The sequence below is a fragment of the Microbulbifer litoralis genome (assembly GCF_023634065.1).
In the GTDB taxonomy this organism is placed as follows: Bacteria; Pseudomonadota; Gammaproteobacteria; order Pseudomonadales; family Cellvibrionaceae; genus Microbulbifer; species Microbulbifer litoralis.
Window position 1 is genome coordinate 406,013 of the sequence record NZ_JALKCV010000002.1, and the last position, 15,698, is coordinate 421,710.

Sequence of the window (15,698 nt, forward strand, 5' to 3'; positions counted from 1 at the left end):
CGGGTGGGCGGTCGGGGAAACAGAACCGGGTTCCCCCCATCAGGTTAGTGCCCACTGAATGGCAGATGCTAACCGATCGCCCGGCGCAAGGCACGCCCAAAGCGCACAGACTGGGACTGATGCCCAACAGGAGGTCACCACCATCCATCCTCCCATTCATGACTTTTTGCCTGATTTTGGTGCACAAGCGGGTTTTTTCGTGCCCTGTTGGTTCAAACGCCGGCTGCCGGCTGGCGGGAAGGGCCCCACAGGGGCGATTTCATGGGGTTTGCAAAGTTGGCATGGCGGTTGCAATAACCAGGGTGTGGGCCGAAAGGTCCACGCTCCGGGAATCCATCACGGGGTTATGGCAAAAGTTATTACTGCGTGACTTCCCGTTTTCTCTCATCATCGCTGATTCAGGCCCCGCTTTGCGGGGCCTTTTTTTATCTCCTCCCGATACCGGCTTCCCCTGCCACAGCGGCTGACGCGGCGGTCTTTTCAGCGGCGCCCAGAAGTGATTCACTTGTGGGAATACCAGAAAAGCGATGAAGTGACCCGCGTGTCCCAGCCACTCCTCCCCGATAGCGCCGAAATGCCGCTGCAATTGCCCGCGTCTGCCGAAGAGCTCGAGCAGTTGGAGCCGGCGCAGTTGCAGCGGCAGTTGGGCTATTTGCGGGATCTGTTGCTGGATACGGACTGCGGCCTCTGGGAGTGGCACCCCCGGAGTGGGCACCAGCGTGCCAGCGGGGCGGTCTGGACACTCCTGGGGGAGGATCCGGACGCGGTTCTGAGCGGGCTCTGGAGTGGCGATGAGCTGACCCTGGTGCACTCCGACGAGCGCGACAAACTGTTCGCCCTGCGCCAGCGCATCGCTTCCCGGGGGGGCTCCATCGATACCACTTTCCGGGCCTACGACGCGTCCGGCCAGATCTACTGGATGCGGCTCTGGGCCCGCGCCTTCGATGTTGATGACAGCGGGGTGCCGGCCCTGGTGATTGGCGGCTGCGCCGATTACACCGAAGCCCTGTCGGTACGCTATCTCTCCAACCTGCCCGGCGAGCGGCCGCTGCAGGCGCTCGCCGGTGTCGGCGACGGCCTCTGGGAATGGGACCTGCGCGCCGACGAGGTAGTGCTGGACCGGGCCTGCTGGGCGATGCTCGGCTACGAGCACAGCCAGGTGGACACCGATGCGCGCACGGCGCTGTCGCACTGGAAAAACCGCATGCTGCCGGAGGATTACCCGCGCGCACAGCAGGCGATCCAGGACCACGTGCGCGAGCAGGTGCCGCTGGACGTGGAGTTCCGCCTCTGGCACCGCGATGGCGGCATCGTCTGGGTCCGCTGCCGGGGGCAGGTACAGCGCAACAGCGGCGGCGAGGCGGTGCGGGTCATGGGGGTGTTGCAGGACATCACCGGCAGCCGCGAGGCGCTGGCGCGGGCCGAACGGGAGCTGCAACAGCAGCGCCAGGAGAACGCCAATCGCGCGGACCTGCTGTTCAGCCTCAGCCACGAGCTGCGCACGCCGCTGAATGCGATCCTCGGCTACAGCCAGATGGTGGAGCTGGACCAGTCCCTGAACCCGGACCAGCGCCAGCGCCTGTCCGAGATCCGCCGTGCCGGGCAGCACCTGCTGCATCTGGTGGGCGACGTGCTGGAGCTGGCGCGCATCGACAGCCATCGCCTGGCGCCGTCGATGGAGCCAATGCAGCCGGCGGCGCTGGTGGCCGATTGCAAGCGGCTGCTGGAACCGCTGGCGGAGACCCGGCGTGTAAACCTGATTTTCGAGCCGCTGGGTTGGGAATCGGCCTACATCTGCGCCGATCCGGTGCGCTTCAAGCAGGTGGTGCTGAACCTGGCGGGCAACGCGGTCAAGTACAACTGCGAGAACGGCCGTGTCGTCATCAATTTTGCGCCGCAGACAGAGGGTTGGCTGCGGCTGAGTATCCTGGATACCGGCCAGGGGATTCCGGAGGACAAGCAGGCGGAAGTGTTCGAGCCGTTCAACCGCCTCGGCGCCGAAGAGGGACAGATAGAAGGTACCGGTGTGGGCCTGGCGATCGCCAAGCGGCTCACGGAGGCCATGGGCGGGCGCATCGATTTCGAGAGCCACGAGGACCAGGGCTCCATCTTCTGGATCGAGTTCCCACTGATCGACGCGCCGCTCGAGGTGATGCAACTGAAATCGCAACCCCAGTTGGACATCCGCCTGCTGCCCTGTCGCCTGTTATTGGTGGACAGCAGTCCGGCGGGTTTCAACCGTCTCGACAGCATGCTGGCCGGCGCTTCCCAGGTGCAGCTGTTGGCCGCGGCCGACGCGGTGGAAGCGATTTTCACTGCGCGTACCCAGTCGCCGGATATCGTGTTGTTCAATGCGTCGATGCCGGGAATGTCGGCGTCGGATATGGCGGCCATCCTGTGCGGCGATCCGCAGACGGCGGAGATCCACTTCGTCGCGATCGGTGAATACAGCGGGGAGGAATGCGAGGCGGCGCTGCCGTCCGGGTTCGAACTTATACAGCTTTGTCAGGTTGTGGAGAAATGCCTGGTTCCCACAGAGGAAGTCGACTGAGGTATCCCGGCCAACCGGTTTCAAGTCGTCTACAATGGGCCTCGATAAAACAAAATAAACGACGCAATGCGGGGTTTCCAACACCAGCCGGGACGTTTGCTGACGCCGCGCTACCCGGTTGGAGTGCCAGCTCCAGAAATCAGGCAGTACTCACGGAACGATACCGATAAGCCGAGGCAGTGGATGTCTGTTTTACTCCCGGATGCCAGTCCTGAGCGGCGGCAATTCTGTCAAAGTCCCTGGATCTCAGCCCTGCAATTGGCAGTGCTGGGTGCCGTTTTTGTCGTGGTGTGCAAGAAGCTCCTGAGTTCGGAAGTGGGCGCCGCACCCATCTGGTACGCCGATGCCATCGCCATCGCCTACCTCTATCGCTCGCCGGTGCGCGACTGGCCGCTGTTGCTCGCCGCGTACGTGGCGGGCAACGTCGTCGCTGGCGCGTCGATCAATTTCGGCGTGGATGTGGCGCTGATCTATACCTGCGTGGGATTGACGGAAATCCTGCTGGCCGCCGCGCTGCTGCGGCGTTTCTGCCCGGAGGAGGACCGCTTCGACGAGTTGCGCCGCTGGCTGCGTTTCACGTTTTTCTCGGCGATAGTGCCGCCGCTGGCCAGCGCCGGCATCGGTTCGGCGATCGCCTCGGTGCGGATGGATGTGCCCTACGCATCGCTGGTCCTGCCCTGGTACCTGGCGGATGCAATCGGCATCCTGGTACTGCTGCCGCTGGCGCTGCACTGCCGGCCCGAGAATCTGCGCGCGGCGCTGGGCCCGGCGCTGCTGGGGCGTTTCCTGGCGGTGTCGGCGGTTGCCATCGGTTCGGTGTTCGTGCTGCTGGAGGTGGCGCTGTTGCCGTTCGTGTTCGTGTCGCTGCCGCTGATCTGGGCCGCGACCCGGCTGCCGGTATTACAGACCCTGCTGCTGGTCTTCCTGACCGTGACGGCCCTGGTTTTCCGCTACGTGGGGGTGGAGGCGCACCCCAACCCGGCGCTGATGTCCGGGTCCCTGCAACCGCACACCGCTTCGCTGGTCCTGTCTATTTTCGTCGCCACGCTGCCGGCCTACGCGATGGCGCTGTACACCAACATCGAGCGCAACCGCAACGCGCGCATTGTCGAGGTGGAAAGCAGTTTCCGTGCCGCGGTGGAAAACTCGCGCATCGGCATGCTGCTGGTGTCGCTGGAGGGGCGGATACTGCAGGCGAACCGCAGTTTCGGTGAATTCCTGCAGTACTCCAGCGGTGAGCTTGAAGGGCGCAGTGTCTTCGATATCACCTGTCGGGAAGACCGGGACAGCAGCCGCGCCTTCTGGCGGGATTTTGTCAGCGGGCGCCAGCAGGCCCCGCACCTGGAGCTGCGCTACCTGCGCAGGGATGGTGCGGTGGTCTGGGGGCACCTGAGTTTCTGCCACGCCCGGGATGTGAACGGAGAGCCGCTGTATTCGGTTGCCCAGATCGAGGATATCGACTGGCGCAAGCGCAGCGAGGCCAGTCTGATGGAGGCCAAGGAGCGCCTGCAGGTGACCTTGTCCTCGATCGCCGATGCGGTCATTGCCACCGATGTGCAGCGGCATATCAATTTCATGAACCCGGTGGCGGAACAGATGACCGGGATTGGTTTCGAGGAGGCCCGTGGGCAGCCGATCGAATCGGTGTTTCATATCACTCGGGGGCGCGATGGTAAGCCGCTGGATCACGCGGTGGCCGAGTGTCTCCAGCGCGGCGAAATCGTCTACGGCGCCGATGGCACTGTGCTGCACAGCCGCGACGGCCGCACCTACGATATCAAGCACTCCGCCTCACCGCTTAAAAACGAGCGCGGTGCGCTGCTGGGGGCGGTCACTGTATTCCAGGATGTGAGCGAGTCGCGGCAGTTGATCCGGCAATTGAGCTACAAGGCCTCCCACGATGACCTGACCGGATTGCCGAATCGCGACGCCTTCAAGCGCGAGCTCCTGGATGCAATCGACAGTGTGCGCGGCGGTGACCGTTGTCATTCGCTCGCCTACATCGACCTGGACCGTTTCAAGGTGGTCAACGACAGCGCCGGGCACCTGGCCGGGGATGCGCTGTTGAAAAAGGTCAGCAAGTACCTGCGCGGCCTGTTGCGTGCGTCCGACAGTGTCGCGCGCCTGGGCGGGGACGAGTTCGGCCTGCTGTTCCGCCACTGCAATGCAGAACAGGCAAAACTGCGTTGCGAGCAGTTGATTCGCCAGATTGTCTCCCTGCGTTTCCCCTGGAACGAACGCATCTACGATGTGGGGGCCAGTGTCGGTATTACCGAAATCAATCGCCACAACGACCGGCTCGGCGATCTCCTCAGCCAGGCGGATGTCGCCTGTTACTCGGCCAAGCACGCCAGCCGCGGCACGGTGATGATCTACGAGCGGGAGCAGAGCGCGGCCGCCGACCAGCACCGGGAAATCATCATGGCATCCGCTATTCGCGAGGCCCTCGACGAGCGCCGGCTGGCTCTCTGCGTGCAGCCGATCGCGGCCACCGGCAATATCGTCGCGATCAATCACTACGAAGTGCTGGTTCGGATGGTGGACGATTACGGCAGCCTGATCCTGCCGGCGGCGTTTATTCCCGCGGCGGAGCGCTACGGGCTGATGCCGCAGATCGATCGCTGGGTAGTGGACGAGGTACTGGTGCGGCGTGCTGCAGAAGTAGCCCGCGCGGGGCTGCACTTCTCCCTGAATATTTCCGCCGATGCGCTCGGGGATGGCAGCTTCCAGTCCCACCTGATCGAGGTGCTGGAAAAAACGTCGATCCCCCTGTCCCGCGTGGGGTTCGAGATTACCGAGACCGCGGTCATCAATCAACTGGAAAACGCCGGCTATTTTGTCGCCCGGCTGCGGGAGATGGGCTGCAAGGTGGCGTTGGATGATTTTGGCAACGGTCTCAGCTCGTTCAACTACCTGAAGGCTTTCTCCGTCGACTTTATCAAGATCGACGGCAGCTTTGTGCGGCAGGTGGAATCGAACTTTGTCGATTCGATCATCGTCGAGTCAATTCACCAGGTGGCGCATCGCCTGGGGGCGCAGACCATTGCCGAGTATGTGGAGGACGCCTCTACCGAGGCCAGGCTGCGCACTATCGGTGTCGACCTGGTGCAGGGCTACCATATCGGCCGGCCGAAGCCCCTGGAGGCGCTGTTGTCAGACGGGTGCGAGGTAAAGCAGCTGGCGGTTGCCGCCAGTGATTGACGGCTCCTTCCCGCGGCGCCCCGGGAATTACCGCACCGAGCCCAGGTGCTTGCCGACAATCTGCAGCAGCGGCTTGAATGCCTTGGGGGTGGCGCAGACCAGGTGACCGGAGTCCAGGTAGCCGTCGCCGCCGCGGAAATCGCTGATCAGGCCGCCGGCCTCTTTGACCAGCAGCGAGCCGGCGGCGATATCCCAGCTGTTCAGGTACATTTCCCAGAAACCGTCGAAGCGGCCCGCGGCCACATAGGCCAGGTCCAGCGCCGCGGCGCCCGGGCGGCGGATGCCGGCGGTCTGGCCGGCGATCTCTTTCAGTGCCGCCAGGTAGGAATCCATATTCTCCAGTGCCGGGCCATTGAACGGGATACCGGTACCGATCAGGCCACCGCGCAGGTTCTGGCGACCGGAGACGCGGATGCGGCGGCCGTTCAGGGCCGCGCCGCGGCCGCGGCTGGCAGTGAACTCCTCACGCTTGATCGGGTCCAGCACCACCGCGTGTTCGATGCGACCGCGGTAGCGGCAGGCGATGGAGACGGCGAATTGCGGAATGCCGTGGATAAAGTTGGTGGTGCCGTCGAGCGGGTCGATGATCCACTCGTAGTCCGGCTCGGCGCCCTCGAGAACGCCGCTCTCCTCCGCGTGGATGCTGTGTTTGGGGTAGGCCTTGCGCAGGTGGTAGATGATCTCCTGCTCGCAGGCCTTGTCCACTTCGGTGACGAAATCGTTGCGGCCCTTCTCCTCGAATTTGGTCAGGTCGCTGCGCTCCCAGGCCCGTTCAATCAGTTCTCCGGCCTTGCGCGCCGCGCGCAGGGCAATATTCAGCATGGGTTCCATAGCTATTCCGCACAGTGGTGGTTGGGGGATTCGTAAAAAGCGGGAGCAGCGAGCAGCAACTCCGGGTCGGGCATCGATAGGTCTGGCGCATCGTCGCGCCGGCCGCGGGGCGCCGACGGCGGCGATTGTAGGGATTCCCGCGCACTTTTGCTACACTCGCGCGCCGCTAACGACCGACTAATGCATACCAGTATGGCCAACTCGTCCCCGGATCTCTCTCCCCTCGACAATGTGCGCGTGGTGCTCGTCAACACGGCCCACCCCGGCAATATCGGTGGCGCGGCCCGCGCGCTGAAGAACATGGGCCTCAGCCAACTCTACCTGGTGGCGCCGCGGGAGTTCCCCGCCGCCAACGCCATCTGGCGGGCTTCCAGTGCCGCGGACCTGCTGGACAGTGCCGTGGTGGTGGACACGCTGGAAGAAGCGGTGGCCGATTGCGGCCTGGTGGTGGGAACCAGCGCCCGTGAACGCCGCATCCCCTGGCCGCTGCTGACCCCGCGGGAGTGTGGTGCCCGCACCGTGGCCGAGGCACAGAGCCATCCGGTGGCGCTGGTGTTCGGGCGCGAGGACCGCGGCCTGACCAACGAGGAGCTGCAGGTCTGCAACTACCACGTGCATATCCCATCCAATCCGGACTACAGCTCGCTGAACCTGGCCACCGCGGTGCAGGTGCTGGCCTACGAGGTGCGCGTGGCCGCACTGGAAGCGGGCAGGGGGGGCGAGCTCAGCTACGCGGACTGGGACAGGCCGCCGGCCAAAGCGAGCGATATGGAACTCTACTACGAGCACCTGCAGCAGGCCCTGGGCGAGCTCGGTTTTATCGACCCGGACAACCCGCGCCAGACCATGACGCGCCTGCGCCGACTGTTCAGTCGCGTGCGTCCGGACGATATGGAGCTGGGGATATTGCGCGGCATGCTGACGGCGATCCAGAACCATATTCACCGCACTGGAGGCAAGGGCAGGCCGGATGATTGATGCGGAAGGCCGCCGTGGCTGCGGGCAGTTCCGCGACTGAGAGGCATGAACGCCTGGTCGCGGTGGAGATATTGCAGTCCGGCATCAACTATCTCCGCGTATTCCGCATTCATCGTTCAGCGTTCCGCATTTGGGAAATACCTGACTCCGATACCCGGTTATATACTTGACTGGGTTGCTGGGTTATTACATACTCCCGCCCCGATCGGATAAGGGCTGTAGATCAGTCGGGAGCTGATATGCGTTTGACAACCAAAGGCCGCTACGCGGTCACGGCGATGCTGGACCTGGCGCTGCACGCCGGTCGCGGCCCTATCAGCCTGGCGGATATCTCAAAACGCCAGGGGATCTCCCTGTCTTACCTGGAACAGTTGTTCTCCCGCCTGCGGCAGTCCGGCCTGGTTTCCAGTGTGCGCGGCCCCGGTGGCGGCTATCGCCTGGCGCGTGCCGGCGGCGAGATCTATGTGGCCCAGATTGTCGATGCGGTCAACGAGTCCGTGGATGCCACCAGCTGCGGCGGCAACAGCGATTGCGCCGGTGGCGAACAGTGCCTCACCCACTACCTGTGGTGTGACCTCAGCGACCAGATACACAGCTTCCTGAACGGTATCAGTCTCGCCGACCTGGTGGCGCGGGCCGAGGTGCAGGAAGTGGCGCGGCGCCAGGAACTGCGCGACGCGCCGGAACAGAAAGTGGCGGTGATCGGCGGCTTACAGTAAGGTGCGCGCCGCCGGACCGCCGGTTTTGCCAGAATTCAGCAAGTACAGCACTCGAGTTAACAGCACAGTGCGCGGAGAGAGATAAGTATGAAGCTTCCCATCTACCTGGACTATTCGGCTACCTGCCCGGTGGACCCCCGCGTCGCCAGCAAAATGGCGGAGCAGATGACCATGGAGGGCAACTTCGGCAACCCCGCGTCCCGCTCCCACCTGTTCGGCTGGAAAGCGGAAGAGGCGGTCGAGGACGCGCGTCGCCAGGTCGCCGACCTGGTCAATGCCGACCCGCGCGAAATCGTCTGGACCAGCGGTGCCACCGAATCCGACAACCTGGCAATCAAGGGCGCGGCCCACTTCTACCAGGGCCGCGGCAAGCACATCATCACCTCCAAGATCGAGCACAAGGCGGTGCTGGACACCTGCCGTCAGCTGGAGCGGGAGGGCTTTGAAGTCACCTACCTGAATCCCCGTGAAGACGGCATCGTCTACCCGGAGCAGGTGGAGGAAGCGCTGCGCGAGGACACCATCCTGGTGAGCCTGATGCACGTCAACAACGAAATCGGCGTGATCAACGACATCGCCGCCATCGGCGAGATCTGCCGCGCGAAGAAAGTGATCTTCCACGTGGACGCGGCCCAGAGTGCCGGCAAGCTGCCGATCGACCTGGCGGAAATGAAAGTCGACCTGATGTCCTTCTCCGGCCACAAGGTATACGGCCCCAAGGGGATCGGTGCCCTGTACGTGCGCCGCAAGCCGCGGGTGCGCATCGAGGCGCAGATCCACGGCGGCGGCCACGAGCGCGGCATGCGTTCCGGCACCCTGCCGACCCACCAGATCGTGGGCATGGGCGAGGCCTTCCGTATCGCCAAAGAGGAAATGGCGGCGGAAAACGAGCGCCTGCTGATGCTGCGCAACCGCTTCTGGGACCAGATCAGCGATATGGAAGAGGTCCATATCAACGGCTCCCTCGAGCAGCGGGTGGTCGGCAACCTGAACGTGAGCTTCGCCTTCGTCGAGGGCGAGAGCCTGATCATGTCGCTGAAGGACCTGGCGATTTCCTCCGGCTCCGCCTGTACCTCCGCCAGCCTCGAGCCCAGCTACGTACTGCGCGCGCTGGGCGTCAACGACGAAATGGCCCACAGCTCCCTGCGTTTCAGCTTCGGCCGTTTCACCACCGAAAGCGACGTGGACACCGCCGCCGCGGAAGTGCGCAAGGCGGTGGAAAAACTGCGCGAACTGTCGCCCCTGTGGGACATGTACAAAGACGGCATCGATCTCAATACCATTGAGTGGGCCGCTCATTAATTCCGCACCGGCAAAGATTTAGGAGATAAGAGTCATGGCATACAGCGATAAAGTGATCGATCACTATGAACATCCCCGCAATGTCGGTCGTATGGACGACAAGGCGGACAACGTCGGCACCGGCATGGTCGGCGCGCCGGCCTGTGGCGATGTGATGCGCCTGCAGATCCAGGTCAACGACGACGGCGTGATCGAGGATGCCAAGTTCAAGACCTACGGCTGCGGCTCCGCCATTGCCTCCAGCTCCCTGCTGACCGAGTGGGTCAAGGGCAAGAGCATCGACGAGGCGGAGCAGATCAAGAACACCGCCATCGCCGAGGAACTGGCATTGCCGCCGGTAAAAATTCACTGCTCTGTACTGGCGGAAGACGCCATCAAGGCCGCCGTGAAGAGCATTCGCGAAAAGCGCGGCCAACTGGCCGGTGACGCAAAAGAGGCCGGTTGATCGCGAGCGGAAGCAGTAGGGGAACCGCTATGGCAATTACCATGACAGACGCGGCCCGGGATCATATCCGGCGCCAGCTCGAGAAGCGCGGCAGTGGTATCGGCATCCGCGTCGGCATCAGGACCGCCGGCTGCTCGGGCATGGCCTATGTGCTCGAGTTCGTCGATCGGGCCGAACCGGAGGACCAGGTGTTCGAGCGCGACGACGTCAAGCTGGTCGTCGACCCGAAAAGCCTGGCCTACCTGGACGGTACCGAGCTGGATTTCGTCAAGGAGGGGCTGAACGAAGGGTTTGCCTTCTCCAACCCCAACGTGAAAAACGAATGCGGCTGCGGCGAAAGCTTTCACGTGTGAATTTTCCGCTGCCGCCAGAGAGGCCGGGTGCGTCGCGCACGCCGGCCTTTTTAATATGTTCGGGACTCGGGACTCGGGACTCGGGACTCGGGAGGTGCGCACGGCGCGCCCTACGCATCTCCGAACTCCGAAACATGAGCGCCCCTCTCCCTCCGGGAGAGGGGCCGGGGGAGAGGACAGGCCCATGGCACAGACCTATTTCGAAATATTCGGCCTGAAACCCGGCTTTGAAGTCGATCGCCGGGCCCTGGCCGAGCGCTACCGCGAGCTGCAGCGGGAATTTCACCCGGACAAGTACGCGTCGAAATCCGATCGCGAGCAGCTGCTCGCCATGCAGTACGCGGCGCAGATCAACGAGGCCCACACAACGCTGCGCGATCCGGTACAGCGCGCCGCCTACCTGCTGAAACTGGCCGGCGTCGAGGTCAGCCCCGAGCAAACGACCTCCGACGCCGAATTCCTGATGCAGCAGATGATGCTGCGCGAGCGCCTGGAGGACGTGCGTGGCGAAGCGGACCCGGCCGCCGCGCTGGACGAACTGGCCGATGAAGTACACGGCTTGTACAGCGGTGAACAGAAACATTTCGCCGAGGTCTTTGTCGCCGGCGATCTCGACGCGGGCAAAGACTCCCTGCTCAAACTGCAGTTCCTGAGCAAGCTGCAGAAGCAGGTGGAAGAACTGGAAGAAGACCTGGACTGAAGATTTACCATGGCATTACTGCAGATTTCCGAACCCGGCCAGACCCCGGAACCACACCAGCGCAAGCGCGCGGTGGGTATCGATCTGGGTACCACCAACTCCCTGGTGGCCGCGGTGCGCAGCGGTTCGGCCGAAGCGATCGCGGCCGAGGACGGCAGCGTAATACTGCCGTCGGCGGTGCACTACGGTGAGGACGGCATTGGCGTGGGCGCGGAGGCCCGCGCGCGCGCCGGCGAGGATCCCTACAACACCATGCTGTCGATCAAGCGCCTGATGGGGCGCGGTATCGGCGACGTGAAAAGTTTCGGCGAGCAGTTGCCGTATCGCTTTGCAGACAGTGACAACGACGGCGGCATGCCGATGATCGAAACCGCTGCCGGCCCGGTCAGCCCGGTGCAGGTATCGGCGGAAATCCTCAGGGTGCTGGCGCAGCGCGGCAGCGAAGCCCTGGGCGGCGAGCTGGACGGCGCCGTGATCACGGTGCCGGCCTACTTCGACGACGCCCAGCGCCAGGCCACCAAAGACGCGGCCCGCCTCGCCGGCCTGCATGTACTGCGGCTTCTGAACGAACCCACGGCCGCGGCGGTGGCCTACGGCCTGGACAGTGAGGAAGAGGGCGGCGCCGACCGGACAATCGCCGTTTACGACCTGGGCGGCGGCACCTTCGATATCTCCATCCTGCGCCTGTCCCGCGGCGTGTTCGAAGTGCTGTCCACCGGCGGCGACACGGCCCTGGGCGGCGACGACTTCGATCGCACCATCGCCAGCTGGATCGCCGGGCAGGCGGGCCTCGGCAGTGACCTGGATGTCACCACCCAGCGGGCCCTGCTGGATCGTGCCTGCACCGCCAAGGAGGCGCTGGCGCGGGAAGAGAGCGTCGCGCTCGAATTCGGCGACTGGCGCGGCAGCTTGGATCGCGCCGGCATGGCCGAACTGCTGGACTCGCTGATCGCCAAGACCCTGCGCGCCTGCAAGCGCGCCCTGCGCGACGCCGAGCTGGGCGCGGAAGATATCGACGAAGTGGTGCTGGTGGGCGGTTCCACCCGCACCCTGCGTGTGCGCGAGCGGGTGGAGGACTATTTCGGTCGCGCGCCCCACGCGGATATCGACCCGGACAAGGTGGTCGCCATCGGCGCCGCGCGCCAGGCGGACGTGCTGGTGGGCAACAAGTCCGGCGACGACCTGTTGCTGCTGGACGTGATCCCGCTGTCCCTGGGCATCGAGACCATGGGCGGCCTGACCGAGAAGCTGATCGCCCGCAACACCACCATTCCGGTGGCCAAGGCGCAGGAGTTCACCACCTTCAAGGACGGCCAGACCGCCATGGCGGTGCACGTGGTGCAGGGCGAGCGGGAACTGGTCTCGGACTGCCGTTCCCTGGCGCGCTTCGAGCTGCGCGGCATCCCGCCGATGACCGCCGGTGCCGCCCATATCCGCGTGACCTTCCAGGTGGATGCCGATGGCCTGCTGTCCGTCAGCGCGATGGAAAAGAGCAGCGGCGTCAGCGCGGATATCACCGTCAAGCCGTCCTACGGGCTGGAAGACGCGGATATCACCCGCATGTTGCAGGACTCCTACACCCACGCCGAAGAGGACATGGCCGCCCGCGCCCTGCGCGAGGCCCAGGTGGAAGCCGAACGCACCCTGGAAAGCCTGCTGGTCGCGTTGCGGGAAAACGGTGCCGAGCTGCTGGACGAACGGGAACTGGACGCGCTCGAACGGGGCATGGAAGCGCTGCGCCTGGCGCACAACGGCGGCGACGCCGACGAGATCCACAGGCGCATCGAGGCACTCAACGAGCTGTCCGAAGCCTTCGCCCAGCGCCGTATGGACGCATCGATCAAGCGCGCCATGCAGGGCCACTCCCTGGACGAATTTGATCAATGATTTTGTAGGAGCCAGCCCGGCCGGCGATTGTCCTCCCGGACCATCGCCGGTTTCGCCCGCAGGCTGGGTTCCCGGACCACAGAGAGTCAGTTATGCCGAAGATCGTATTTTTACCCCATGCCGAACTCTGCCCCGACGGCAAGGTTGTGGAAGTGGAACCCGGAGTCAGCGTTTGCGACGCGGCCCTGCAGAACGGTGTCGAGATCGAGCACGCCTGCGAAAAATCCTGTGCCTGCACCACCTGCCACGTGATCGTGCGCGAGGGCTTCGACTCGATGGAGGATCCGGACGAGCTGGAAGAGGACCTGCTGGACAAGGCCTGGGGCCTGGAGCCGGAATCCCGCCTGTCCTGCCAGGCCATCGTCGACGGCGAGGACCTGGTGGTCGAGATTCCCAAATACACCATCAACCAGGTATCCGAAAAACACTGACGGAGCAGTCACTGCCGGGGAAAATACTATGAAATGGACCGACATCAACGATATCGCCATCGAGCTGGTGGATACCCATCCGGATGTGGACCCGCTGCGGGTCAACTTCGTCGACCTGCGCAACTGGGTGATCGAACTGCCCGGTTTCGACGACGACCCGGACCGCTGCGGCGAGAAAATCCTCGAGGCCATCCAGGCGGCCTGGATCGAAGAGGCCGATTAGCGGACCCGGGCGGAAATAGTACAAACTTCACGCACTAACGCGTATAATCCGCCGGCCGTCACCGACGGTTGTTCATTTATTGAGCTAAGTGAATATTGGGAAAGAGCAACTTATTGGTTGCTCTTTCCGTATTGGAATTACAGATATCCCAGCAATCAGACAAATTGGAGAAAAACATGGCCCTGGAGCGCACTCTTTCCATCATCAAGCCGGACGCGGTAGCCAAGAACGTGATCGGCGAAATCGAAAGCCGCTTTGAAAAGGCCGGCCTGCGTATCGTCGCCATGAAAATGCTGCACCTGTCCGACGAGAAAGCCGGAGGCTTCTACGCCGAGCACAAGGAGCGCCCCTTCTTCAAGGATCTGGTAGGCTTCATGACCTCCGGCCCGGTTGTCGTGCAGGTGCTGGAAGGTGAAAACGCCATCGCCGCCAACCGCGACCTGATGGGCGCCACCAACCCGAAGGAAGCCGAAGCCGGCACCATCCGCGCCGATTTCGCCAACAGCATTGACGCCAACGCGGTACACGGCTCCGACTCCGCCGAATCCGCCGGCCGCGAAATCAGCTATTTCTTCGCCGACGACGAAATCTGCCCGCGCGGTTGATTTGTAAACTGGAAGCATAATGGTGCGCACGGCGTACCTTGTGATTCGCGCATCGGCAAAGGTGTTAACAACTCTTGAGTCGATGTGAAGGCCCTGCTACCGACAATGGGTGCAGGGACTGTCAGCGAGAGGGACCTCGCAGACAAGCCTCCAGGGATGTATTTACGGCGGGGGCGCCCAGCCGTGTCCCAGAAAGGCGTACCCCGTCCCGGCTAGCGAAACGGAACCCCGAAACCCGGGGCCGGAACGTCTGGGCCGCCACCGAGCCAGCTTAGAGGCACTGTTACCCATGAGCCAGCCACAATCCGACAAAGTGAACCTGCTCGGCCTCTCGGTCGAGAAGCTGACCGCATTCTTCGAGTCCCTGGGCGAGAAGCGCTTCCGCGCCGTGCAGGTGCTGAAATGGATGCACCAGAATGGGGTGGACGATTTCGCGCAGATGACCAACGTCAGCAAGGCGCTGCGCGAAAAGCTGGCCAAAGTGGCCGAGATCCGCGCCCCCGAAGTGCTCAAGCAGTGGGATTCCTCCGACGGCACGCGCAAGTGGCTGATCCGCGTCGAGGGCGGCAGCGCCATCGAGACCGTCTATATCCCCGACGGCGAGCGCGGCACCCTGTGTGTTTCCTCCCAGGTGGGCTGCTCACTGGACTGCAGCTTCTGCGCCACCGGCAAGCAGGGCTTTAACCGCGACCTGACTGCGGCCGAGATCATCGGCCAGGTGTGGATTGCCTGCAAGTCCTTCGGTCAACTGGAGCCGAAGGGGCCGCGCAAGGTCACCAACGTGGTCATGATGGGCATGGGCGAGCCGCTGCTCAACTTCGACAACGTCGTCGATGCCATGAACCTGATGATGGAAGACAACGCCTACGGCATCTCCAAGCGCCGCGTGACCCTGAGCACCTCCGGCGTGGTGCCGGCACTGGACCGGCTGTCCGAGGTGACCGATGTGAGCCTCGCCATCTCGCTGCACGCGCCCAACGACGAATTGCGCAACGAACTGGTGCCGATCAACAGGAAGTATCCGATTGCGATGCTTCTGGACAGCGCCGTGCGCTATATCGCCAGCATGCCCGACACCCATCGCAAGATGACCATCGAGTACACCCTGATGCGGGAGGTCAACGACCGCCCGGAGCACGCCGAACAACTGGCCGAATTGCTGCGCGATGTGCCTGTCAAAATAAATTTGATACCCTTCAACCCGTTCGAGCTGTCCGATTACCAACGGGTCAGCAACAACGCTTTGCGACGGTTTCAACAGATTTTGCTGGACAAAGGCTTTACCGTAACCGTACGCACCACTCGCGGCGACGATATCGCCGCGGCCTGCGGCCAACTGGCCGGCAGCGTCAACGACCGCACACGCCGCTCCGAGCGCTACCGGGACGCCGGCCGCCGCAATGCCGGGCGCGGCGACGATATTGAAAGCCCGGTACGCATCGTCGGGTGATGTCGACCAGACATCACCGGGA

The 15,698-nt window shown here is 63.6% G+C and carries 14 protein-coding genes; 13 read left to right on the plus strand and 1 reads right to left on the minus strand.

The features are described from left to right. Window positions 1-496 precede the first annotated feature (496 nt). A complete protein-coding gene (locus tag MWN76_RS05125; protein WP_250459876.1) occupies window positions 497-2,551 on the plus strand; it encodes a hybrid sensor histidine kinase/response regulator in 2,055 nt (684 codons plus the stop codon). 264 nt (window positions 2,552-2,815) lie between these two features. Then, entirely contained in the window at window positions 2,816-5,752 is a 2,937-nt protein-coding gene (locus MWN76_RS05130) for an EAL domain-containing protein (RefSeq protein WP_250459879.1), read from the plus strand. Window positions 5,753-5,779: 27 nt separating this feature from the next. Here the strand turns inward: MWN76_RS05130 and MWN76_RS05135 are convergent, their stop codons facing one another. After that, a complete protein-coding gene (locus MWN76_RS05135) occupies window positions 5,780-6,583 on the minus strand; it encodes an inositol monophosphatase family protein (protein WP_250459881.1) in 804 nt (267 codons plus the stop codon). A gap of 192 nt (window positions 6,584-6,775) precedes the next feature. On the opposite strand from MWN76_RS05135, the gene trmJ reads away from it, so the two are divergent. From trmJ to rlmN, 11 genes are all read left to right on the plus strand, one after another. Then, entirely contained in the window at window positions 6,776-7,561 is a 786-nt protein-coding gene (gene trmJ / locus MWN76_RS05140; RefSeq protein WP_250459882.1) for a tRNA (cytosine(32)/uridine(32)-2'-O)-methyltransferase TrmJ, read from the plus strand. A gap of 239 nt (window positions 7,562-7,800) precedes the next feature. Continuing rightward, the gene (gene iscR, locus MWN76_RS05145; RefSeq protein ID WP_250459884.1) at window positions 7,801-8,280 is read left to right on the plus strand and encodes a Fe-S cluster assembly transcriptional regulator IscR; all 480 of its coding nucleotides are present in this window, start codon (window positions 7,801-7,803) and stop codon (window positions 8,278-8,280) included. Window positions 8,281-8,367: 87 nt separating this feature from the next. Continuing rightward, on the plus strand, window positions 8,368-9,582 hold the full coding sequence (locus MWN76_RS05150) for an IscS subfamily cysteine desulfurase (RefSeq protein WP_250459886.1): 1,215 nt from the start codon (window positions 8,368-8,370) through the stop codon (window positions 9,580-9,582). Between the two features lie 34 nt (window positions 9,583-9,616). After that, a complete protein-coding gene (gene iscU / locus MWN76_RS05155) occupies window positions 9,617-10,027 on the plus strand; it encodes a Fe-S cluster assembly scaffold IscU (protein ID WP_250459888.1) in 411 nt (136 codons plus the stop codon). 29 nt (window positions 10,028-10,056) lie between these two features. After that, window positions 10,057-10,380: an iron-sulfur cluster assembly protein IscA gene (iscA, locus tag MWN76_RS05160; RefSeq protein ID WP_250459889.1), complete on the plus strand. Its 324-nt coding sequence runs from the start codon at window positions 10,057-10,059 to the stop codon at window positions 10,378-10,380. Window positions 10,381-10,564: 184 nt separating this feature from the next. After that, window positions 10,565-11,080 carry a Fe-S protein assembly co-chaperone HscB gene (hscB, locus tag MWN76_RS05165; RefSeq protein WP_250459891.1) on the plus strand — a complete coding sequence of 172 codons (516 nt, stop codon included), beginning with the start codon at window positions 10,565-10,567 and terminating at the stop codon, window positions 11,078-11,080. Window positions 11,081-11,089: 9 nt separating this feature from the next. After that, window positions 11,090-12,967, plus strand: a complete 1,878-nt coding sequence (gene hscA, locus MWN76_RS05170) for a Fe-S protein assembly chaperone HscA (RefSeq protein WP_250459893.1) — start codon at window positions 11,090-11,092, stop codon at window positions 12,965-12,967. A gap of 92 nt (window positions 12,968-13,059) precedes the next feature. Further along, the gene (fdx, locus tag MWN76_RS05175) at window positions 13,060-13,398 is read left to right on the plus strand and encodes an ISC system 2Fe-2S type ferredoxin (protein WP_250459895.1); all 339 of its coding nucleotides are present in this window, start codon (window positions 13,060-13,062) and stop codon (window positions 13,396-13,398) included. Between the two features lie 28 nt (window positions 13,399-13,426). After that, on the plus strand, window positions 13,427-13,621 hold the full coding sequence (gene iscX, locus MWN76_RS05180) for a Fe-S cluster assembly protein IscX (protein ID WP_250459896.1): 195 nt from the start codon (window positions 13,427-13,429) through the stop codon (window positions 13,619-13,621). 176 nt (window positions 13,622-13,797) lie between these two features. Further along, on the plus strand, window positions 13,798-14,226 hold the full coding sequence (ndk, locus tag MWN76_RS05185) for a nucleoside-diphosphate kinase (protein WP_250459898.1): 429 nt from the start codon (window positions 13,798-13,800) through the stop codon (window positions 14,224-14,226). 289 nt (window positions 14,227-14,515) lie between these two features. Beyond that, window positions 14,516-15,676 carry a dual-specificity RNA methyltransferase RlmN gene (gene rlmN, locus MWN76_RS05190; protein WP_250459900.1) on the plus strand — a complete coding sequence of 387 codons (1,161 nt, stop codon included), beginning with the start codon at window positions 14,516-14,518 and terminating at the stop codon, window positions 15,674-15,676. Window positions 15,677-15,698 lie beyond the last annotated feature (22 nt).

Bases quoted from the DNA above. Each gene is read 5' to 3' on its own strand.
- hscA (WP_250459893.1), top strand. From the start codon at position 11,090: ATGGCATTACTGCAGATTTCCGAACCCGGCCAGACCCCGGAACCACAC.
- ndk (WP_250459898.1), top strand. From the start codon at position 13,798: ATGGCCCTGGAGCGCACTCTTTCCATCATCAAGCCGGACGCGGTAGCC.
- fdx (WP_250459895.1), top strand. From the start codon at position 13,060: ATGCCGAAGATCGTATTTTTACCCCATGCCGAACTCTGCCCCGACGGC.
- iscX (WP_250459896.1), top strand. From the start codon at position 13,427: ATGAAATGGACCGACATCAACGATATCGCCATCGAGCTGGTGGATACC.
- iscU (WP_250459888.1), top strand. From the start codon at position 9,617: ATGGCATACAGCGATAAAGTGATCGATCACTATGAACATCCCCGCAAT.
- hscB (WP_250459891.1), top strand. From the start codon at position 10,565: ATGGCACAGACCTATTTCGAAATATTCGGCCTGAAACCCGGCTTTGAA.
- trmJ (WP_250459882.1), top strand. From the start codon at position 6,776: ATGGCCAACTCGTCCCCGGATCTCTCTCCCCTCGACAATGTGCGCGTG.
- iscA (WP_250459889.1), top strand. From the start codon at position 10,057: ATGGCAATTACCATGACAGACGCGGCCCGGGATCATATCCGGCGCCAG.
- iscR (WP_250459884.1), top strand. From the start codon at position 7,801: ATGCGTTTGACAACCAAAGGCCGCTACGCGGTCACGGCGATGCTGGAC.
- rlmN (WP_250459900.1), top strand. From the start codon at position 14,516: ATGAGCCAGCCACAATCCGACAAAGTGAACCTGCTCGGCCTCTCGGTC.
- MWN76_RS05150 (WP_250459886.1), top strand. From the start codon at position 8,368: ATGAAGCTTCCCATCTACCTGGACTATTCGGCTACCTGCCCGGTGGAC.
- MWN76_RS05135 (WP_250459881.1), bottom strand. From the start codon at position 6,583: ATGGAACCCATGCTGAATATTGCCCTGCGCGCGGCGCGCAAGGCCGGA.